The sequence below is a fragment of the Streptomyces sp. NPDC045899 genome, from assembly GCF_056431485.1.
Window position 1 is genome coordinate 339,467 of record NZ_JBWKKP010000004.1, and the last position, 19,355, is coordinate 358,821.

18 protein-coding genes are annotated in these 19,355 nt (G+C 71.8%); 15 read left to right on the forward strand and 3 right to left on the reverse strand.

What is annotated here, in order from left to right:
* Positions 1 to 14 precede the first annotated feature (14 nt).
* Complete coding sequence (locus tag AC07FT_RS08335) at positions 15 to 866, forward strand: TIGR03619 family F420-dependent LLM class oxidoreductase (RefSeq protein WP_479175000.1); 852 nt, start codon at positions 15 to 17, stop codon at positions 864 to 866.
* An 18-nt stretch (positions 867 to 884) separates the two neighbouring features.
* Here the strand turns inward: AC07FT_RS08335 and AC07FT_RS08340 are convergent, their stop codons facing one another.
* The 3 genes from AC07FT_RS08340 to AC07FT_RS08350 all read right to left on the reverse strand — a co-directional run bounded on the left by AC07FT_RS08340 (position 885) and on the right by AC07FT_RS08350 (position 3,796).
* Positions 885 to 1,457, reverse strand: a complete 573-nt coding sequence (locus AC07FT_RS08340; RefSeq protein ID WP_479175002.1) for a TetR/AcrR family transcriptional regulator — start codon at positions 1,455 to 1,457, stop codon at positions 885 to 887.
* A complete protein-coding gene (locus AC07FT_RS08345) occupies positions 1,454 to 2,932 on the reverse strand; it encodes an MFS transporter (RefSeq protein ID WP_479175004.1) in 1,479 nt (492 codons plus the stop codon). The genes AC07FT_RS08340 and AC07FT_RS08345 overlap by 4 nt, the downstream gene beginning before the upstream one ends.
* 135 nt (positions 2,933 to 3,067) lie before the next feature.
* Positions 3,068 to 3,796, reverse strand: a complete 729-nt coding sequence (locus AC07FT_RS08350) for a hypothetical protein (RefSeq protein WP_479175006.1) — start codon at positions 3,794 to 3,796, stop codon at positions 3,068 to 3,070.
* A 438-nt stretch (positions 3,797 to 4,234) separates the two neighbouring features.
* Here AC07FT_RS08350 and AC07FT_RS08355 point away from each other — a divergent pair, with 438 nt between their 5' ends.
* The 14 genes from AC07FT_RS08355 (at position 4,235) to AC07FT_RS08420 (ending at position 19,299) form a co-directional block, all read left to right on the forward strand.
* Positions 4,235 to 7,036, forward strand: a complete 2,802-nt coding sequence (locus AC07FT_RS08355; RefSeq protein ID WP_479175007.1) for a SpoIIE family protein phosphatase — start codon at positions 4,235 to 4,237, stop codon at positions 7,034 to 7,036.
* Positions 7,037 to 7,474: 438 nt separating this feature from the next.
* Positions 7,475 to 8,173, forward strand: a complete 699-nt coding sequence (locus AC07FT_RS08360) for a hypothetical protein (RefSeq protein ID WP_479175009.1) — start codon at positions 7,475 to 7,477, stop codon at positions 8,171 to 8,173.
* Positions 8,174 to 8,303: 130 nt separating this feature from the next.
* On the forward strand, positions 8,304 to 8,924 hold the full coding sequence (locus tag AC07FT_RS08365; protein WP_479175011.1) for a DUF4352 domain-containing protein: 621 nt from the start codon (positions 8,304 to 8,306) through the stop codon (positions 8,922 to 8,924).
* 57 nt (positions 8,925 to 8,981) lie between these two features.
* A complete protein-coding gene (locus AC07FT_RS08370; protein ID WP_479175013.1) occupies positions 8,982 to 9,773 on the forward strand; it encodes a GntR family transcriptional regulator in 792 nt (263 codons plus the stop codon).
* 174 nt (positions 9,774 to 9,947) lie between these two features.
* Positions 9,948 to 11,078: a TIGR03364 family FAD-dependent oxidoreductase gene (locus AC07FT_RS08375; RefSeq protein ID WP_479175015.1), complete on the forward strand. Its 1,131-nt coding sequence runs from the start codon at positions 9,948 to 9,950 to the stop codon at positions 11,076 to 11,078.
* A gap of 5 nt (positions 11,079 to 11,083) precedes the next feature.
* Positions 11,084 to 11,785: a phosphonatase-like hydrolase gene (locus AC07FT_RS08380; protein WP_479175016.1), complete on the forward strand. Its 702-nt coding sequence runs from the start codon at positions 11,084 to 11,086 to the stop codon at positions 11,783 to 11,785.
* 13 nt (positions 11,786 to 11,798) lie between these two features.
* Positions 11,799 to 12,935: an ABC transporter ATP-binding protein gene (locus AC07FT_RS08385; protein WP_479175018.1), complete on the forward strand. Its 1,137-nt coding sequence runs from the start codon at positions 11,799 to 11,801 to the stop codon at positions 12,933 to 12,935.
* 4 nt (positions 12,936 to 12,939) lie between these two features.
* A complete protein-coding gene (locus AC07FT_RS08390; protein WP_479175215.1) occupies positions 12,940 to 13,797 on the forward strand; it encodes a 2-aminoethylphosphonate ABC transporter permease subunit in 858 nt (285 codons plus the stop codon).
* The gene (locus tag AC07FT_RS08395; RefSeq protein WP_479175020.1) at positions 13,784 to 14,581 is read left to right on the forward strand and encodes an ABC transporter permease; all 798 of its coding nucleotides are present in this window, start codon (positions 13,784 to 13,786) and stop codon (positions 14,579 to 14,581) included. Before AC07FT_RS08390 ends, AC07FT_RS08395 begins: the two co-directional genes overlap by 14 nt.
* Before the next feature lie 15 nt (positions 14,582 to 14,596).
* Positions 14,597 to 15,655: a 2-aminoethylphosphonate ABC transporter substrate-binding protein gene (locus tag AC07FT_RS08400; RefSeq protein WP_479175022.1), complete on the forward strand. Its 1,059-nt coding sequence runs from the start codon at positions 14,597 to 14,599 to the stop codon at positions 15,653 to 15,655.
* Between the two features lie 176 nt (positions 15,656 to 15,831).
* A complete protein-coding gene (locus AC07FT_RS08405; RefSeq protein ID WP_471198681.1) occupies positions 15,832 to 15,987 on the forward strand; it encodes a hypothetical protein in 156 nt (51 codons plus the stop codon).
* A gap of 125 nt (positions 15,988 to 16,112) precedes the next feature.
* The gene (locus AC07FT_RS08410) at positions 16,113 to 17,351 is read left to right on the forward strand and encodes a hypothetical protein (protein ID WP_479175024.1); all 1,239 of its coding nucleotides are present in this window, start codon (positions 16,113 to 16,115) and stop codon (positions 17,349 to 17,351) included.
* Positions 17,352 to 17,411: 60 nt separating this feature from the next.
* Positions 17,412 to 17,933: a glycine-rich domain-containing protein gene (locus tag AC07FT_RS08415; RefSeq protein WP_471198675.1), complete on the forward strand. Its 522-nt coding sequence runs from the start codon at positions 17,412 to 17,414 to the stop codon at positions 17,931 to 17,933.
* Between the two features lie 43 nt (positions 17,934 to 17,976).
* Positions 17,977 to 19,299 (forward strand): MFS transporter, encoded by a 1,323-nt coding sequence (locus AC07FT_RS08420; protein ID WP_479175026.1) that lies wholly within the window; start codon positions 17,977 to 17,979, stop codon positions 19,297 to 19,299.
* Positions 19,300 to 19,355: the final 56 nt, after the last annotated feature.

Genomic DNA, 19,355 nt, shown 5'->3' on the forward strand with positions numbered 1-19,355 from the left:
CTACGCTGAGGGCCATGGAGATAGGTGTGAACGTCCCGAACTTCGGCCCCGGAACCGACCCGGAGACGCTGCGGAGATGGGCGCGGACGGTGGAGGGCCTCGGCTACGACCTGCTGATGGTCTCGGACCACCTCGTGGTGACCCCCGATGTCGCCGAGCAGTACCCGGCACCGTTCTACGAGCCCTTCACCACTCTGTCGTGGCTGGCCGGGATCACCGACCGGGTGCGCCTGGGCACCACCGTGCTGATCGTGCCGTACCGCCATCCGCTCACCGTGGCGCGTATGGCGGCCAACCTGAACCAGCTGAGCGGGGGTCGGCTGGTGCTCGGGGTGGGGGTCGGCTGGGCGCGCCAGGAGTACCGGGCGCTGGGCGTCCCCTTCGAGCGGCGCGGCAGGCTGACCGACGAGTATCTGACAGCCATCCGCGGCGCCTGGGAGAACGACGCCGACTACCGGGGCGGGGACATCCCGGTCTGGGTGGGCGGCAACAGCCCCGCCGGGATCCGCCGGGCGGTACGGCTCGGCGACGCCTGGCACCCGCTGCGGCTGACCCTCGACGGCATGCGTGAGGGACTGGGCCGGCTGAAGGCTGCCGCGGACGAACTGGGCCGTCCAGTGCCGGACTTCGCACCGCGGATCCTGCTCCAGCTCACCGCGGAACCGGTCACCGGGCCGGACCGCCCGGCCGGGAAGGGCACCGCCGGCCAGATCGTCGCGGACCTCGAGGAGCTGCGGGCGCTGGGCGCCCGCAGCGTGGTCCTGGACCCGTTCGTCGGCGATCCGGAGGAGACCCGGAACCCGGAGGTGGCATGGCAGGCGCTCGCCACCGTAGCCGCCCGGCTGGGACGCGGACCCGGGGGCTGATCACCTCGTGGGCCGGGCTCAGCCGCTCGGGGGCCGGTCCGTCCCGCCGGCGATCAGCCGTTGCAGGGCCGGGGCGTACAGATCGGCGATGTGCTCGACGGTGGCCGCGGCCGAGGCCCCCGACTTGTGGAGGCTGAGCGTGGCCCCCAGGCCGATCAGCTGGCCCGCGATCAGCTCGGCGCGCAGCGCGCGCTCCGCGCCGGGCAGCCGCTCGGCGAGCCGCACGGTCACCTGCTCCCGGAACCGCTCCCGCAGCAGTGCCAGCTCATCGGTGTTGCCGAGGGAGAAGACCACCCGCAGCAGGGGGTCCATCAACTCGGTGCGCCGGGTGGAGACCAGGCTCAGCACCATATGGCGTCCGAGGTCCGCCAGCGGCGCGGCCAGCAGCTGGTCCGCCGCGCCGCCGAAGTCCGCGACGCTGTTGAACAGCCGCTCCTTGCTGCCGAAGTGCTTGACCACGAGGGAGGGGCTGACCCCCGCGTCGGCCGCGATCCCGCGGATGGTCACCTCGGCGTACGGCTGCCGGGTGAACGCCCGCCGGGCGGCGCGCTGGATGGCCTGCTGACCGGTCTCGCCGACAGGGCTCGTCATACGTTCTCCTCGCTGCGTACGGCGCCCCGCCCGGTGTCGCCGTCCATCGCGGCCACCGCCCCGGCCACCGGTGCGTCGCGCCCCGGCAGGCACAGCGTAACGGCGAGCGCCAGCACCGCCGTCCCGGCCGCGATGAGGAAGACCAGCTGGTAGGCGTGGAGGGTCGGGGCGGTACGGCCGTCGACCACGAAGGTCACATGGGCCAGCACCGCGGCCACCACCGCGCTGCAGCACGCCTGGCCGACCGAGCGCATCAGGGTGTTCAGACCGTTGGCCGCGCCCGTCTCGCTCGCCGGGACCGCGCGCATCACCAGCGCCGGGAGCGCGGAGTAGGCCAGGGCCGTGCCCGCCGCCACCACGGTGGCGCCCGCGATGATCTGCCAGAGGCTGTGGCTGGTCCCGTAGCGCACCCCGTAGCCCAGCGCCAGGATCGCCGAGGCGAGCGCGAGCGCCACCTTCGGCCCGTACGTGGCGGAGATCCGGGCGGACACCGGGGAGAGCGCCACCATGGCCAGCCCGCCCGGCAGCAGGCACAGACCGCTGACCACGATGGACGCGCCCAGCCCGTAGCCGGTGCCGGTGGGCTCCTGCACCATCTGGGCGGTGGACAGTGAGTTGGCGTAGAAGGCGAAACCGACCAGCAGCGCCGCGATGTTCGTCAGCAGCACCGCCGGCCGCGCCGACACCCGCAGGTCCACCAGGGGGTCGGTGGCCCTGAGCTCATGCGCGCCCCACAGCGGTGCCACGACCGCGGCGGTGGCCAGCAGTCCGAGGGTGGCCGCGGACGTCCAGCCCCAGTCCCCGCCCTGGGTGACGGCGAGCAGCAGGGCCACCAGCGCGACGGACAGGCCGAGCGTCCCCAGGGCGTCGAAGCGCCCGCGCGAGCGCACGGCGGACTCGGGGACGAACCGCAGCACCAGGACCACATCGAGCAGCCCCAGTCCGGCCGAGACCCAGAACATGGTGTGCCAGTCGGCGTTCTCCACCACCAGGGCGGCCACCGGAAGTCCGATCGCCGCGCCGATGCCCAGCGTCGAGCTCATCAGCGCCACCGACGACAGCACCCGCTCGGGCGCCAGTTCGTCCCGCATGATGCTGATGCCCAGCGGGATCACGGCGAGCGCGGCGCCCTGGAGGGCGCGTCCGGCGATCAGTGGTCCGATGTGCGAGCTGACGGCGCACAGCACTGAACCGGCGACCAGGACGCACAGCGAGATCAGCAGCACCGCGCGCTTGCCGTACATGTCCCCGGCCCGCCCCAGGACCGGTGTGAACACCGCACCGGTGAGCAGGGTGACGGTCACCAGCCAGCTGGCGGCGGTGGGGGAGCTGTGGGTGAGGGCCGGGACGTGCGGGAGCAGCGGGACGACCAGCGTCTGCATCACCGCGACGATCACGCCGCAGAAGGCGAGGACCGCGACGAGGGGACGCGGATGGGAGGCCGGGACCGGGGCGCCGGGTATCGCTGCGGACATCTCTCTCCGTGGGCCGGGAGCGGAGCGCACCCAGGGGTGCACAGGCGTTCACCTCCAGGGTAAACGCCTGTGCACCCCCGTGTCCGTGCATTCCCGTGAGTGCCCGCCGCCGCGGACGGCGGCGGGGCGGCACGGTCAGCCCACGCGCTCGATCCGCGCGTTGCGGATCAGGTTCTTCCCGGGCTCGCGGACCTGCTCGAACGCGGCGTTGTTGAGCAGGGCGCAGCTGCCCGAGGGCGAGGTCACGGAGACGGTCGTGGACTTGTCGTTGTCCAGATTGGTCACCTTCAGCTTGGTGCCGATCGGGAAATCGCCGCTGGAGGCGGCCGGCGCTCCGCCCTCACCGGAGAGCGTCACGGTCGAACCCTTGCAGACGACCTCGCCCGCGGCCCCGCCACCGGCGTCCCCGGCGCCGCCCGCCTGGTCGTCCGCTCCGCCACCGGCCTGATCGCCGGCGCCGCCCTCCTCGCCCGCGCCCTGCCCGGCCGCGCCGCCCTCGTCGCCCGCGCCCTGGTCACCGGCGCCGGCGTCGGCCGGGGGCTGGGCCCCGGCCTGGCCGGCGCTCTCGCCGACCTCACAGCCCGATGCCTCCTGCTTGCGCTTGATCTCCTCGATCACGGCCTCGCGGTTCTCGATCCGCGCCTGGGACTGTGCGTCCGGATCGGCCTTCTGGTCCGCGATGAACTTCTCGTTGTTGGCCAGCGCCTGGGCCAGTCCGGCGCAGGCCGAGGAGGACTGGGCCGCTCCCTCGGTGCTCGCGTTGCTGGTCGCCGCCATCACTCCGGCGCCGGTGCCCGCGAGGGCCAGCGAACCGACCAGCAGGCCGAGCTTCTTCTTGCGGCTGAGCGTCCTCTTGCGTGTCATCTCGACTCCTTTTCCGATTGCCCGCAGCTCCATACGGACGGGATCCGGAGTCGTTTCAGAGCGTTCGGAAATTTCTGCCACGAATATGCTTGAGGATTGAACGGAAAGGCGCATTCCGGACCGGACCTTAAAGCAGCCTTAAGTGTTAATGAAGGCTTAAGGTGGAGCGTCTCCGCCGGTGGTCCAGCAGGTCAGTCCCCTTGCCTCCGGTCGTCGTTGTCCGTGCGGGCCGTTCGCGCGGAGCATTGTGCGACGGCGCCCGGACCTTCTGAAGCGGTTCGCGGGAAGGGGAACTCCACCGCAATTTCCGGACCTCCGTGAGGGGCGTTTCGCCGAACGGCCGACGGTGCGGTGATGTCCTTTTCCGGTACAGGGTGGCCAGGGCGTCACGCATCGGCCGAAGATCAGCAACGCCCCATGTGATGTAGGGTTTTTGCTATGAATGGGCGACTTGCCCTGCTTGCCGCCGTGGGCCGGAACACCACGGAGAGCGAAGCTTTCCGGCTGGCCCTTCAGCACGCGGTGGCCGAGCTGGGCGGTCTCGGCGGCATGGTCCACCTGCGGGGTCCCATGTCCGCGTTGCGTCTGGTGTCCTCCGCCGGGCTCCCTCCGGCCTACACCCGGCCCTGGGAGATCGTCGACCAGGAGGACGAGACCGCCCCCGCCGAGGTCGTCCGCCGCGGCCGGCAGGTCTGGGTACCGGGATCCTCCTCGGACGACGCCCCCGGGGCCCGTACCGGGATGGCCGCCGTGCCCGTCGTCGACGGGGACCGCACCGTGGGCGCGCTCACCGTCTGGAGCGGCGACCGCGGAGAACCGACCGCGGAGCAGTGGGCCTTCCTGCGGGACGTGGCCACCTGGGCCGAGGAGCGGATGGGCCTGGCGCCCCCGCTGGTCCGCCCGCCGCGGGAGGAGTCGATCGGCAACCACCTCACCGCCGCCCGCCGGACCATGGAGGTCGGCTCCTGGGACTGGAACATCCGCACCGGTGAACTGGCCTGGGACGAGGCGGCCATGAAGGTGTACGGCACCGACCCGGCGGACTTCGTCCCCAGTGTCGAGAGCTGGATGAAGGTCGTCCACCCCGATGACCTCCCCTCCACCCTGGCCGCCGCCCAGCAGGCGATCCGCGAGCGCGGTGTCTTCGAGGCCGAGTACCGGGTGCGCCGCCCCGACGGCGGCTACAGCTGGACCCAGGCCAGGGCCCGGGTGATCGTCGACGACGACGGGGAACCGGTGCGGATGGTCGGCCACGGATGGGACAGCAACGAAGCGCGTTCGGCGTCCGACGCGCTCAGCCGCGCCCTGCGCCATATGACCGACGGCTTCCTCGCCCTCGACGACACCGCGCGGATCTCCTTCGTCAACCTGGAGGCGGAGCGCACCCTCGGCTCCCCCGAGGCGGAGCTGATCGGCCGGGTGCTGTGGGAACTGCCCACTCTGCGGCGGGTGCCGGGCCTGGAGGAGCGCTGCCGCCAGGCCACCGCGACCGCCACCCCGGCCGGATTCGAGATCGAGCTGCCGGACACCGGACGCTGGTACCACCTGCGCCTGGTCCCCGCGCCCGGCGGCACCACCTGCTACTTCTCCGATGTCACCGAGCGGCGGCGGCACGACGCCGAACGCGAGGCCGCCGAACGGGCCGCCGCCCGCCGCGCCGCCCGTATCTCCGAACTGACCGCGGCCCTCGCCAAGGCGACCACCTCCCGCGACGTGGTGGACGCGGTGGCCCGCCGGGTGCTGCCGCCGTTCGGCGCCAGCGGACTGATCGTGCAGGCCATCGAGGACAACCGGGGCCACAACGTCGGAGCGGTCGGCTACTCGCGGGAGTTCCTGGCGGAGATGGACGGTGATCCCGTATCGGAGTCCACCCCCACCGCCCAGGCGATGCGCACCGGCGAACCCCTGTTCGTCTCCTCCGCGGCGGAGTACATCGAGCGCTACCCCAATCTGGCCGACCGTCCGCACGCCGTCGGCAAGCAGTCCTGGGCCTTCCTGCCGCTGACTGCGTCCGGCCGCCCCTTCGGCGCCTGTGTGATCAGCTTCGACCAGCCGCGCCGCCTCAACGGGGAGGAGCGCACCCTGCTGACCGCGATCGCCGCCCTCGTCGCCCAGGCGCTGGAGCGCGCCCGGCTCTACGACGCCGAGCACACCCGCGCCCAGGAGCTGCAGCGCGGTCTGCTGCCCCGTGAACTGCCCTCGCCGCCCGCGTGTACGGCGGTCGCCCGCTACCTCCCCGCCGGACAGGGCATGGAGGTCGGCGGTGACTGGTACGACATCATCCCGCTCTCCCTGGAACAAGTGGCCTTCGTCATCGGTGACGTGATGGGCCACGGGCTCTCCGAGGCAGCCACCATGGGGCGGCTGCGCACCGCCGTCCACACCCTCGCCCATCTCGAACTGCCCCCCGACGAGATCATGAGCCATCTCAACGAGATCGTCGGCGGTCTCGGCGCGGACTCCTACGCCACCTGCCTGTACGCGCTGTACGACTCCACCACCCGCAGCTGCACCTTCGCCCGCGCCGGGCATCCGCCGCCCGCCGTGGTCCACCCCGACGGCACCGCCTACTTCCCCGGAGTGATCCCCGACCCACCGCTGGGCGCCGCCGTCCCGCCCTTCGACACCGTCGATCTGACCCTTCCCGAGGGCAGCCTGCTCGCCTTCTACACCGACGGCCTGGTGGAGTCCGCGGAGCGCGACATCGACGAGGGGATGGAGCGGCTCTCCCGGCTGCTGCGCGACTCCCGGAAGCTGGATCTGCACCGCGTCTGCGACGCCGTCACCGCCGGTCTGCTCCCCGTCGAGCAGCAGACCAGCGACGACGCCGCCCTGCTGGTGACCCGGGTGCGCGGGCTGTCTCCCGAGCAGATGGCCTCCTGGCCGCTCCCGGAGGATCCGCAGGCCGCGGGGGAGGCCCGGAAGCACGTCCGCGAACAGCTCACGCTCTGGGGCCTGGACGAACTGGCCATGACCACCGAACTGCTCGTCAGCGAGCTGGTCGGCAATGTGGTGCGGCACGCCAAGGGGCCGGTGCGGCTGCGGTTGCTGCGCAGCGCCAGCCTGCTCTGCGAGGTCTCCGACGGAAGCCTGACCACCCCGCGGATCCGCCGTGCCCTGGAGACGGACGAGGGCGGCCGCGGACTCCAGCTGATCTCCGCGCTCTGCCAGCGGTGGGGGACCCGCTACACCACCACTGGCAAGAGCATCTGGACCGAACAGGCGCTGCCCTCGCGGTGAACGCGGTCCCGCCGTCCGGTGCGGACCCCAGGCTCTGGGGCGGCGGGGAGAGCGGGGAGGGCGGAACGAGCCACCATCGACGGGGGGCCGACGCGCACTCAGGTACGGTGCCGTGCACCGTGAACACGTCGGGCCCACGGTGCTCGGCGGCGATGGTGCTGGTCATCGCGCCGGGCCCGCCCGTACGGCGGAGTACCCGTTCCGCGGCTCTCTCCGCCGCGCGCCTCCACTCTCACCCCACCGCGGCCACCTGCGCAATTCCCTTGTCGCCCCTCTGACACCGGATCCCCACGGTTTTGACGCGACCTTTACGTCCGGTGCGCCGGGACACGCGGGGTCCGGCGCCCCCGTCGACCGCCAACAGCCCACTGACCAGCGGCGACAGCTGCCCCGATACCCTCATCGGACCCCTGGCCCCGAAGTACCGAGGTGAACCCCGTGGAGTTGCGTCCGTACGAGCTCGAGCGGATCGGACGCCGGCTGGACTCCCCGGCGTCCTGGGGCACCTGGTGCCGGATCGGCCCCATCCCCGAACCTCCCGCCGAGGTCCGCTTCGCCGCCGGGGGCGGGCGGCTGCGGCCCGGGTGGATCCGTCCGCATGTACTGCTCGGCTATCTGCTCGTGGCACCGGTCATCCTGCTGGGGATGGCGGTACCGCTGGGATTCGCACTGCTCGGGGAAGCCCTGGGCGCCGTTCACCGCGCCTTCTCGGCCACCGCGCGGGAGGCGGCGCGGCGCGAGAAGGAGGAGCGCGAGGAAGAGGAGGCGCGGCGGGAGACGAAGGAGCGGGACGACGCGGCGGAACGGACCGCGCAGCGGCTCGACGAGACCTTCGACGGCGACTGGAACGGCCGCGCCGGACAGCTCCTGCTGGGCTGGTACGGAAAGTCCAAGTACCCCCGGAGGATGCTGCTGCGCACCGACACCCATCTGGTGCTCGCCGGACCGCGGGGGCGGGTGAGCACCGGAACGCTCAGGAAGTCACGGGTGCTGGAGCGGATACCCCTGGAGGAGGTGGTCCTGGAGACCCCGCTGCCCGACCGGCCCACCGTGACCCGGCTGCGTTTCCAGGACGGCTCCTGGCTCGTCGTCACCCAGGTCGAGGACGAGGGACTGCTCGGCAGCCTCAGCCTCTGACGCGGCGGCGACCGTGCCCCAGGTGGTGATGGGCACGGCATTTCGGTCTGATCCCTACACATCGTCCCGCTCGCCAGATACAGTGCCTCTCCCCCCACGAGCACCAACCACCACATTCAGGGGGAGACCCATGTCCATCCGCACCACGGCGCTCCTCGTCGCCGCCCTGGGTTTGTCGCTGACCGCGTGTGGCACCGAGGACGGCACCACCGTGGACACCACGCCCCAGGCGGGGGCGTCCTCGTCGGCGGAAGGGAGCCCGGAGGGGGCCAACGCCGCCGACGCCCCGCGCGACGAGGCCACCACCGACGGACCGCTCGGCCAGGGCGTGTCGACCGTCGGTGACACCATCAGCCTCAAGGGCGCGGAGGACGGCGAGAAGCTGGACGTCACCCTGGTGAAGTGGCTCGATCCCGCCAAGAGCGCCGACAGCCACACGATCCCCAGCCCGGGCAAGCGCTGGGTCGCCGCGCAGATCCGGCTCGTCAACACCGGTTCCGAGAGCTACCGGGACAGTCCGCCGGACTGTGTCCGGGTCGCGGACGCCGACGGACGCCGCTATGACGCCACCGTCGCCGATATCGCCGCCGGGGCCTCGATGGCGACCGATCTGAAGCTCACCACCGGGGAGAAGACCGTGGGCTGGGTGGTCGCCGAGGTGCCCAAGGGGTCCGCGGTGACCTCGCTGCAGTTCATCCCCAGCAGCGGCGCCGCCGACGAGACCGGCCAGTGGGCGGTCCGCAAGGGCTGACGCCGGACGACGGGGCCGTCCGCGGCGACGGAGCCTCCGTCTGCGACGATCACTGCCGTGGACTACCCCAATGACCAGGCCCCCGGCGCACCGGTCCGCGCCGGTATCCCCGAACACGGGCGCGTGCCCAAGTACTACGCGGTGAAGACCCAGCTCGCCGCGCTCCTGGACGATCTCGGCGAGGGCGGGCTGCTGCCCACCGAACGCGATCTGTCGGAGCGCTACGAGGTCGCGCGCGAGACCGTACGGCAGGCGCTGCGCGAGCTGTTGCTCGAGGGGCGGGTGCGACGGGCCGGACGGGGCACCGTGGTGGCGGGGCCGAAGCTGGCGCAGCCGCTGGCGCTGGCCAGCTACACCGAGGGCGTACGCCGTCAGGGGCTGCGCCCGGGCCGTACCCTCATCGGGCTCGACCGCTTCCCGTGCCCGCGGGAGCTGGCGGACGAGGCAGGGCTCGAACGGGGCGAACCGGTGTGGCACCTGGAGCGCGTGCTGCTGGCGGACGACGAGCGGGTCGGTCTGGAGAGCACCTATGTGGCGGTGGCGCGGGCGCCGCGGCTGGACAGCGACTTCGATCCCGACTCGTCCTTCTACGTCTATCTCCGCGACCGGCTCGGCATCGGCTTCGGCGACGCGGACGAGCGGCTGGAGACGGTGCTGGCCACCCCGCGCGAGGCGCTGCTGATCGGTACCCCGCCCGCGTTGCCGATGTTGCTGATCCACCGGATCTCCCGCGACACCGAGGGGCGTCCGCTGGAGCGTGTCCGCTCGCTGTACCGGGGTGACCGCTTCAGCTTCACCACCCATCTCGGGCGGCGGGCCGGGGCGGACGTGCGGGAGCCGGAGGGCTGAGCGCCGTTCTGGCATAGCGGAACAAAGCGAACGAAAAGGGGCGCGGGAGATCTCCCTGCGCCCCTCTTTCTATTACGAAAAGATAACGGGTCTAGTCCAAGATTGGGTGGCCGTTCACGATGGCGTTGCCATCCGGATGAGTCCGGTCCACCCGAGCGGAGGAGCGTCACAGCCATGAGAGTGATAGTCGTCGGAGCAGGCGTGGTGGGAACCATGCACGCCTGGCACGCCGTGGAGCGCGGCCATGAGGTCCTGCACATCGAGCGCGAGACGGAGGCCCGGGGCGCGTCCCTGCGCAACTTCGGCCTGGTGTGGGTAAGCGGCCGGGCCGGCGGCGAGGAACTGGAAACCGCGCTGCGCGCCCGGAGCCTGTGGGAGACCATCGGCGAGCGGGTGCCCGCCCTCGGCTTCCGGCCCAACGGCTCGCTCACCGTCGTCCGCGACGAGGCCGAGCGGGCGGTCGCCGAGGCCGCCGTCCAGCGTCCCGACGCCGCCGCCCGCGGCTACAAGCTCCTCGGCGCCGATGAGGCGCGCCGGCTCAACCCGGCCCTGCGCGGTCCGCTGCTCGGCGCCCTGTGGTGCGAGCGCGATGCCGCGGTCGAGCCGCGCACCGCACAGCGGGCGCTGAAGGCCGCGCTGCTCGCCTCCGGCCGCTACACCTACCTCGGCGGCCGTGAGGTCCGCGAGGTGCGCGAGGGCGCAGGCGGCCCCGCCGTCCGCGACGACCACGGCGATGTGCACACCGGGGACACCGTGGTGCTGTGCACCGGGGCCTGGCTGGGTGGCCTGGTCCGGGAGCTGGCCCCCGAACTGCCGGTGCGCCGGGTGCGGCTGCAGATGATGCAGACCGCCCCGCTCGGCGAGGAGCTGACCACCTCCGTGGCCGACGCCGACAGCTTCCGCTACTACCCGGCCTACGGCGGTGCCGCGCTGGACACCCTCGCCGCCACCCGGCCGCAGCCGCCCGTCGCCGCCGAGCACCGGATGCAACTGCTCATGGTGCAGCGCAAGGACGGCGGGCTCACCATCGGCGACACCCACGAGTACGAGGACCCCTTCGGCTTCGACGTCGTCGAGGATCCGTACGACCACCTCACCGCGACCGTCGAAGCGGTCCTGGGCCGTCCGCTGCCACGGATCCGGCGCCGCTGGGCCGGGGTGTACGCACAGTGCGCCGACACCACCCGGGTGATCCACCGGGAGCAGGTGCGCGACAGGGTGTGGCTGGTCACCGGGCCGGGCGGCCGCGGTATGACCTGCGCCCCCGCCATCGCCGAGACCACCGCAGACGAACTGGGCTGGTAGGAGACATGACCGAGAATCACCACACCCCCGCCATCGACCTCGCCGTGCTCGACATGGCCGGAACCACCGTCGCCGACGGTGGCCTCGTGGAGCAGGCGTTCGCCGCGGCCGCCGAACGGCTCGGCGTGACCCCTGGCTCCCCCGAGCACACCCGCCAACTCGACTACGTCCGCGCCACGATGGGGGAGTCCAAGATATCCGTCTTCCGGCACCTCTTCGGCGACGAGGAACGTGCCCAGCGGGCCAACACCGCCTTCGAGGGGGCGTACCACGACCTCGTCGACGGCGGTCGGTGCGCCCCGCTGCCCGGTGCCGCCGAAGCCATCGAGACCCTGCGGAAGGCGGGCACCAAGGTGGTGCTCACCACCGGTTTCTCCCGCGCCACCCAGGATCGTATCCTCGACGCACTCGGGTGGCGGGAGCTGGCCGATCTCACCCTGTGTCCGGCCGACGCGGGACGCGGCCGTCCCTACCCCGACATGGTGCTCACCGCGCTGCTGCGCACCGGCACCGATGACGTCCGCGCGGTCGCGGTCTGCGGTGACACCTCCTACGACATGCTCACCGGGCGGCGCGCGGGCGCGTCCGTCGTCGCGGGTGTCCTCACCGGGGCGCACGGGCGGGAGCAGCTGACCGGGGCCGGGGCCACCCACGTGCTGCCCTCGATCGCCGGTCTGCCCGAGCTCCTCACCGGCCGGGCGGCCTGAGATGACCGCCGCCATGTCCGAGACCGCACCGGCCACCGCCGGTACCCGCCCGGCCGGGATCCATCTCGACCGGGTGTCCGTCGCCTACGGCAAGCACACCGTGCTCGACGGACTCGACCTGACCGTGGCACCGGGGGAGCTGATGGCGCTCCTCGGCCCGTCCGGATCCGGCAAGACCACCGCGCTGCGGGCGGTCGCCGGATTCGTCCGGCCGGTGTCCGGCCGGGTGTACCTCGGTGGCCGGGACGTCACCGCGCTGCCCCCGCACCGGCGGGGCATCGGGATGGTCGTCCAGAGCTACGCGCTCTTCCCGCATATGCGGGTCGCGGAGAACGTCGCCTTCGGGCTCAGGGCCCGCAAGGCGCCCCGCCGTGACATCGCCGAACGGGTCGCGGAGGCACTGGAGATGACGGGCATGGCGGCGTACGCCCGGCGGTACCCACGGGAACTGTCGGGCGGCCAGCAGCAGCGGGTGGCCATCGCGCGCGCCCTGGCGATCCGCCCCTCGGTACTGCTCCTGGACGAACCGCTGTCCGCACTCGACGCCCGGCTCCGCTCCGGAATGCTGGCCGAACTGGCCCGGCTGCACCGGGAGTTGACCGATGTCTCGATCCTCTACGTCACCCATGACCAGATCGAGGCACTGACCCTCGCCGACCGGATCGCGGTGATGGACAACGCCCGGCTCCAGGACTGCGACACCCCGCAGGAGCTCTACCGCCGGCCGCGCACCGAGTTCACCGCCTCCTTCGTCGGCAACGCCAATCTGCTGCCGGTGACCCTGGCGGAGACGGGGCCCGACGGCACCGTCGGCGCCGACCTCGGCGGCACCCGGCTGCGGGCCCATGGCGCCGGGGCACCCGGTGCCCGCGGCGCCGCCGCCACCCTGTGCGTACGCCCGCATCTGGTCGGGCTCGGACCGGGCCCCAACGCCCTGCGCGGCACGGTCGCCGAGGTGCAGTGGCGCGGGGCGACCCACCGGCTGCTGGTGGACGTCGCGGGCACCCGGCTCACGGCCGACGTCCGTGAACTGCGCACCCCGCCCGCGCTCGGAGACCGGGTCGAGCTGCACTTCGCCGCCGAGGACGCGGTGCTGCTCCCGGTCACCTCCGCGCCGGAAGCGGTCCCGGGAGGTGGCGGCCGTGGCTGATGTCCTGCGGAGCCCCGCCCCGGCCCGGAGCGCCGGGGGCCGTTCGCTGCCGAGCCGGCTGTGGGCACTGCCGCCCGTCGCCGCGCTCGGGGTCTTCTTCCTCCATCCGCTCGCCCTCGTCGTCCAGCAGTCCTTCACCCCCGACGAGGGCGGCACCTCGGTGGAGCCCTACACCGAGCTGTTCGCCTCCGAGGCCTTCCACGAGGCGCTGACGACCACCGTGTGGATCGCCCTCGCCGCCACCGCGGGCTGTCTGCTGCTGGGCTTCCTGCTCGCCCTCGTCATCGCCTTCGTCCCGTTGCCCGGCGGGAAGGCGGTGTCCACGTTCATCGACGTCTTCCTCTCCTTCCCGTCCTTCCTGATCACCCTGGCGCTGCTGTTCCTGTACGGCAACACCGGTGTGGCCAACGGGCTGTGGACCTCCGCCACCGGCGCGGCCACCGGCCCCTTCGACTTCCTCACCACCCCCTGGGGCGTGGTGCTCGCCGAGATCACCTACTTCACCCCCTTCGTGATGCGTCCGCTGCTCGCCGCCTTCTCCCAGCTCGACACCGCGCAGCTCGACGTCGCCTCCTCGCTCGGCGCGGGCCCGCTGCGGATCGTGCGGCGGATCATCCTCCCCGAGGCGCTGCCCGCGCTCGCCGCCGGGGGCAGCCTGGTGCTGGTGATGTGCCTCAACGAGTTCGGCATCGTGCTCTTCACCGGGGCCAAGGGGGTGACCACCCTGCCGATGCTGGTCTACAGCAAGGCCATCCTGGAGTCCGACTACCCCTCCGCCTGCGCCGTCGCCGTCGTCAACATCTGCCTCTCGGTGGGTCTCTACGGTCTGTACCGGGTGGTGAGCCGTCGTGCTGGTGCATAGCCGCGCCGCCCGCTGGGCCGTCCGGATCCTGTTCCTGCTGCTCTTCCTGCCGCTGTTCGCGCTCCCCCTCCTCGTCATCGTGGCCGCCTCGCTGTCGAGCTCATGGAGCGGTGTGCTGCCGTCCGGGCCGACCGGCGCGCACTACACCGCGGCCGTCCGCGGCGACGCGCTCACCGCGCTGACCACCAGTCTGATCACGGCCGTGACGGCGAGCCTGCTCGCCCTGGCCGCCGGGACCTGGGCCGCCCTCGCCGCCTCCGGTGCCGGACGGCGGACGCGCCGGGTGCTCGACGCGCTGTTCATGCTGCCGGTGGCCGTCCCCTCCGTGGTGGTCGGCCTCGCCGTGCTGGTGGCGTTCAGCAAACCGCCGCTCCTGCTCAACGGCACCCCGTCGATCGTGATCGTCGCGCATACCGTCCTGGTCACCGCGTTCGCCTACCAGTCCGTCGCGGCGGCCCTCGCCCGGCTGGACCCGGCGTACGAACAGGCGGCCGCCGGTCTCGGCGCACGCCCCGCGTATGCGCTGTGGCGGGTCCGGCTTCCCCTGCTGCTCCCGTCGCTCACCGCGGCGGCGGGTCTGTGCTTCGGCCTGTCCATGGGCGAACTCAGCGCCACGATGATGCTCTACCCGCCGGACTGGCTGCCGCTGCCGGTCCGGATCTTCTCGGCCACCGACCGGGGTTCGCTCTTCACCGGCTCCGCGGTCGCCGTCGTCCTCATGGGAACGACGCTGCTCGTCCTGCTCGCCGTCTCCCGCCTCCGCACCAGAGCCACCTTCCGCTAGGAGAAGCGAAACGTCATGTCCCGCGCACTCAAGCCGATCACCGCCGTCGGCGGGGTCCTCGTCCTCGCCGCCTCCCTCGCCGCCTGTGGCGGCGCCGCCGCCGATCCGAACGCCAAGGTCGTCACCGTCTACAGCGCCGACGGGCTCAAGGGGGAGGGCGGCGACGGCTGGTACGACACGGTCTTCAAGGACTTCGAGAAGCAGACCGGGATCAAGGTCAAGTACGTGGAGGGCGGCTCCGGCGAGATCGTGCAGCGCGCCGTCCGCGAGAAGTCCAACGCCCAGGCCGATGTGCTGGTCACGCTGCCGCCGTTCATCCAGCAGGCCGACGCCAAGGGGCTGCTGGGCTCCTACGCGCCCAAGGGGTCGGACAAGGTCGCCGCGTCCGGCAGGTCCGCCGACAGAACCTGGACCGCCGTCGTCGACAACTACGCCGGATTCGTCTACAACAAGAAGGAGCTGAAAACCGCCCCCACCACCTGGGAGCAGCTCCTCGACGGCTCGTTCCGGGACAAGGTGCAGTACAGCACCCCCGGGGTCGCGGGCGACGGCACCGCGGTCCTCATCAAGGCCATCCATGACTTCGGCGGCGAGGACGCCGCGCTGGACTATCTGAAGAAGCTCCAGGCCAACAACGTCGGCCCGTCCTCCTCGACCAGCAAGCTGGCGCCGAAGGTCGACAAGGGCGAGATCCACGTCGCCAACGGCGATATCCAGATGAACTACGCCCAGTCCCGGTCCATGCCGAACCTCGGCATATGGTTCCCGGCCAAGCGCGGCGGCAGGCCCACCACGTTCCCGCTGCCCTACGCCGCGGGGCTGGTGAAGAACGCCCCGCATGAGGGCAACGCCAAGAAGCTGCTGGACCATCTGCTCGGGGCGGCCGCGCAGCGGCAGGTCAGCGAGGTCGGCGGCGGCTTCCCGGCGCGTAAGGACATCGAGGCCACCGACGCAAACGCCCGTTCGCTGGCGGAGATCATGAAGGGTGTCCAGGTCTTCCACCCGGACTGGAAGGACATCGACGAGCACCTCGACGCGTATATCGATGGCTGGAAATCAGCCACCGGTAGCTGAGCTCCCCGGACCGGAACGATCCATGGCGACGTAGGTGCGCCATGGATCGTTTCGCTTTGGCCAAGTGGCTTGATTTGACTGTCCGTTGACACTTCATTGACGATTCTTTTACTGTCGGAGCGCGGCGACAGCAACATCATCTTCGCCGTCCATTCCCCATTCCGGAGGTGTCACACATGGAGCAGTTGATCAAGAAGATGGCCCAGGACGAGGTCTGGAAGAGCTGGGTCGCGGCCAACTCCGCGCAGGGTGGCAGCAAGGACGGCTGTATCAGCGCGTCCCCGAAGGGCGGGTGCATCAGCGCCGCGGGCAAGACGGGCTGCATCTCCTGACCCGTCGCTCCCCGAGCACCACCGGGGTGGGGCCGGCGGGACATGATGGCCGCCGCCCCACCCCGGCACGTTCACGCCCCGCCCGCGCGGGGCCCTCCGTCTCCCCGAGGACGCCCAAGGTGGCCATGGACGACCAGCCGACGCCCGACATCATCGACCAGGTGCGGAACATCCCGCTGTACCGCGAGTCGATCGAGCGGGGACACTTCCCCGTACTGGAAAAGACCGAGATAGCCCGTGACTTCCCGCACAACTGGATGACCCCGGAGCTCGCCCGCGCCCTGGAGACCGGTGCCGCCGAGTATGTGCTGTCCACCGGCACCAACCACGCCCGGATGCGGCTCATCCGGCCCCCGTACTTCCTGCTCCACTCCTATTACCGGCTGTGGAGCGAACACCCCGACATCGCCCACACCTGGCACGACGGATGCAGGCGCGTCTCCCTGACCACCGTGCTCGCCACCGAGCATGTGGCCCGGGTCAACGCCGCCAAGCGCGGGGCCCAGCCGGACGAGCTCCCCTCACTGGAGGAGCGGCGGCTGGACGAGCGCACGCTCTACCTCAATCTCCGGCTGGACCCGGACCACTGGGACCGTGCCGATGTCGAGCGTATGCTCGCCGAGATCCGCGACATCTGTGCCGGCCACCCACAGGGCCGCTACCACCTCGACTGCTCCGGGTACCACCTCGCCCATCTGGTGCGGAAGGTGGACCAGTGGGGGCTGTGGGACGACTTCCCCCGGCCCGCGAGCATCATCCACGCCTACGAGTACACCCCGCGCGGGGTGCGGCGGTATCTGCGCGAGCACTTCGACTGCCCGGTCATCGACCTCTTCGGCAGCACCGAGCTGGGCTACCTCTACTACAGCGACCGCGATGGCCGCTATCACCCCTATCTGGACCGGATGAGCGTCGAACTGCTCCCCGTGGCACCCGACAGCGATATCCACCGGCTCGTCGTCACCAGCGTCCGCAATCCCCATATGCCGCTGATCCGCTACAACTCGGGTGACTGCGTCCGTACCCTCGACGGCTCGGCCGACCCCGGCAAGGTGGCCGCCTTCTGCGGCCGTGAGAAGGAACTGCTGGACACGGTGCGCGGACCGGTGGCCCAGGCCGACCTCGACGACCGCATCGACGCCGTCTCCCCCCGGATCTTCCTGCACCAGCTGGTGCTCACCGGGGAGAAGGAGTGCCGGTTGCGCTACACCACCTTCGACGGGCGGCCCCTGGAGCCCGGGGAGAGTGCCGTACTGGAGCACGGCACGGCCCAGCTCACCGGCCTCCACTGCGTCCTGGAGCACCGGAGCCACCTGCCCGTCGGCGCCTCCGGCAAGTACGCCTGGCTCGCCGGCGAGCGCTGACGGCCCGGTCCTCACCCGGACCACGACCCCTCACCACCCGACCACACCAGGGACGTGCCCATGACCCCACAGACCACCCAGCCCTCGGTGTCGGCCGAGGAACTGGCCGACCTCCTCGGCGAACGACTGCACCAGGAGGTGGTGCGGTACGCCGCGGCGAGGACCGACGCCGGACCGGAGTACGCCGGGCGGCAGGTCCTCGAATGTCTCCGCTACCTCTATCTCGTCTCCCGCCACCAGGACCGGCTCAGCGGTCTCTTCCTGCCGGTCGAGCAGGAGATCGACGAGATCTGGCACTACCTGATCCTCCAGACCCGTGAGTACCGCACCCTGTGCGAGGAACGGCTGCCGGGCCGCTACTTCATCCACCACCGCAGCATCGGCTACGACGACTACCAGCAGGAGCCCGGCCGGGAGCGGGCCATCGAGGAGGCGCTGCGCTGGATCCCCCTGTACCGCGCGGCGTTCGGCCCCTTCGACGAGGGTGCGCTGCCGCACTGGACCGTGGTGCGCTTCCTCCACACACGGATGGACATGTCGCTGGAGGAGATCTCCGCGCTCGAACCGCTGCCCGCCGGATAGCCTGCCGACGGCCGGACACCGGTCCATGTGAAGGGGGATGACCATGAGTGTCACACCGGCCGGGCGGACCGCCCGCGCCAGCGCGGAGCCGGACGCGGCACCCGCCCAGCGACGGGTACTGACCGTCCTGGTCACGGCCCAGATCCTCAGTGGCGCGGGAATGGCCGCGGGTATCACGGTCGGGGCACTGCTCGCCGAGGACATGCTCGGCACCACCGGTCTCGCGGGACTGCCCGCCGCTCTGTTCACCGCGGGCGCCGCCGTGGGGGCCATGGCCATCGGACGGCTGTCCCAGCGCTGGGGCCGGCGCCCCGGACTGGCCCTCGGCTACGCCACCGCGGCGGCCGGGAGCCTCGGTGTGGTGGTGGCGGGCACGGCGGACAGTGTGCCGCTGCTCTTCCTCTCCCTGGTGCTCTACGGCGCGGGCAGCGCCACCAATCTGCTCGCCCGCTACGCGGGTGCCGATCTGGCCCCGCCCGACCGGCGCGGACGCGCGGTGAGCACGGTGCTGCTCGCCACCACCTTCGGTGCGGTCCTCGGGCCCAACCTCGTGGGCGTCACCGGGGACCTCGCCCACTCCTGGGCCATGCCACGGCTCGTCGGACCCTTCCTGCTGGCCGCCGTGGCGTACACCCTGGGCAGTGGTGTGCTGGCCGGGTGGCTGCGGCCCGATCCGCTCCTGCTGGCCCGCGAACTGGCCGCGCGCGAGGCGGCGTCGGACAGCGGTGACGCAACGGAGGCGGGGACCACCGCGGGCCCGGCCGTGGTTCCGGCTGACGGGGAGCGGACCGATGGCCGTACCGCACCCGGGGTCGTCACCGGTGCCACCGTGATGGTCATCGGTCAGCTGGTGATGATCGCCATCATGACGATGACCCCGGTGCATATGAAGGACCACGGCCACAGCACCCAGGCGGCCGGTCTGGTCATCGCGCTCCATGTGGGCGCGATGTTTCTGCCGTCACCGCTGAGCGGCTACCTCGTGGACCGCGTCGGACGGCTGCGGGTCGCGGCGGCGGGCTCCGCCGTACTGCTCTTGGCGGGTCTGGTCGCCGCGTTCGCCTCCCCGCACAGCGTGCCCGCCCTGGCCACCGCGCTGGTCCTGCTGGGCCTCGGCTGGAATCTGGGGCTGGTCAGCGCCACGGCCATCATCACCGACGCGGTACCGCTGGAGCGCAGGGCGGCCGTCCAGGGGCTGGTCGACGTCGGCGTGGCCATCGCCGGTACCACCGGCGGACTGGCTTCGGGCCTGGTCGTGGCGGGCGGTGGCTACGGATATCTGGCGGCGGGCGGTGGCATCCTGGCGCTGACGGTCATCCCGGTCCTGGCCCTGGCCACACAGCCCCGGCCCGCTCCGCGGACCTGAGACCGCCCGGCGGATGCGCGCACCGGTCCGCGAGGTGCTCGTATCCGCCGGGCGGC

Bases quoted from the DNA above. Each gene is read 5' to 3' on its own strand.
- AC07FT_RS08385 (WP_479175018.1), top strand. From the start codon at position 11,799: ATGTCCGAGACCGCACCGGCCACCGCCGGTACCCGCCCGGCCGGGATC.
- AC07FT_RS08400 (WP_479175022.1), top strand. From the start codon at position 14,597: ATGTCCCGCGCACTCAAGCCGATCACCGCCGTCGGCGGGGTCCTCGTC.
- AC07FT_RS08335 (WP_479175000.1), top strand. From the start codon at position 15: ATGGAGATAGGTGTGAACGTCCCGAACTTCGGCCCCGGAACCGACCCG.
- AC07FT_RS08355 (WP_479175007.1), top strand. From the start codon at position 4,235: ATGAATGGGCGACTTGCCCTGCTTGCCGCCGTGGGCCGGAACACCACG.
- AC07FT_RS08420 (WP_479175026.1), top strand. From the start codon at position 17,977: ATGAGTGTCACACCGGCCGGGCGGACCGCCCGCGCCAGCGCGGAGCCG.
- AC07FT_RS08350 (WP_479175006.1), bottom strand. From the start codon at position 3,796: ATGACACGCAAGAGGACGCTCAGCCGCAAGAAGAAGCTCGGCCTGCTG.
- AC07FT_RS08380 (WP_479175016.1), top strand. From the start codon at position 11,084: ATGACCGAGAATCACCACACCCCCGCCATCGACCTCGCCGTGCTCGAC.
- AC07FT_RS08405 (WP_471198681.1), top strand. From the start codon at position 15,832: ATGGAGCAGTTGATCAAGAAGATGGCCCAGGACGAGGTCTGGAAGAGC.
- AC07FT_RS08375 (WP_479175015.1), top strand. From the start codon at position 9,948: ATGAGAGTGATAGTCGTCGGAGCAGGCGTGGTGGGAACCATGCACGCC.
- AC07FT_RS08340 (WP_479175002.1), bottom strand. From the start codon at position 1,457: ATGACGAGCCCTGTCGGCGAGACCGGTCAGCAGGCCATCCAGCGCGCC.
- AC07FT_RS08345 (WP_479175004.1), bottom strand. From the start codon at position 2,932: ATGTCCGCAGCGATACCCGGCGCCCCGGTCCCGGCCTCCCATCCGCGT.
- AC07FT_RS08415 (WP_471198675.1), top strand. From the start codon at position 17,412: ATGACCCCACAGACCACCCAGCCCTCGGTGTCGGCCGAGGAACTGGCC.
- AC07FT_RS08365 (WP_479175011.1), top strand. From the start codon at position 8,304: ATGTCCATCCGCACCACGGCGCTCCTCGTCGCCGCCCTGGGTTTGTCG.
- AC07FT_RS08410 (WP_479175024.1), top strand. From the start codon at position 16,113: ATGGACGACCAGCCGACGCCCGACATCATCGACCAGGTGCGGAACATC.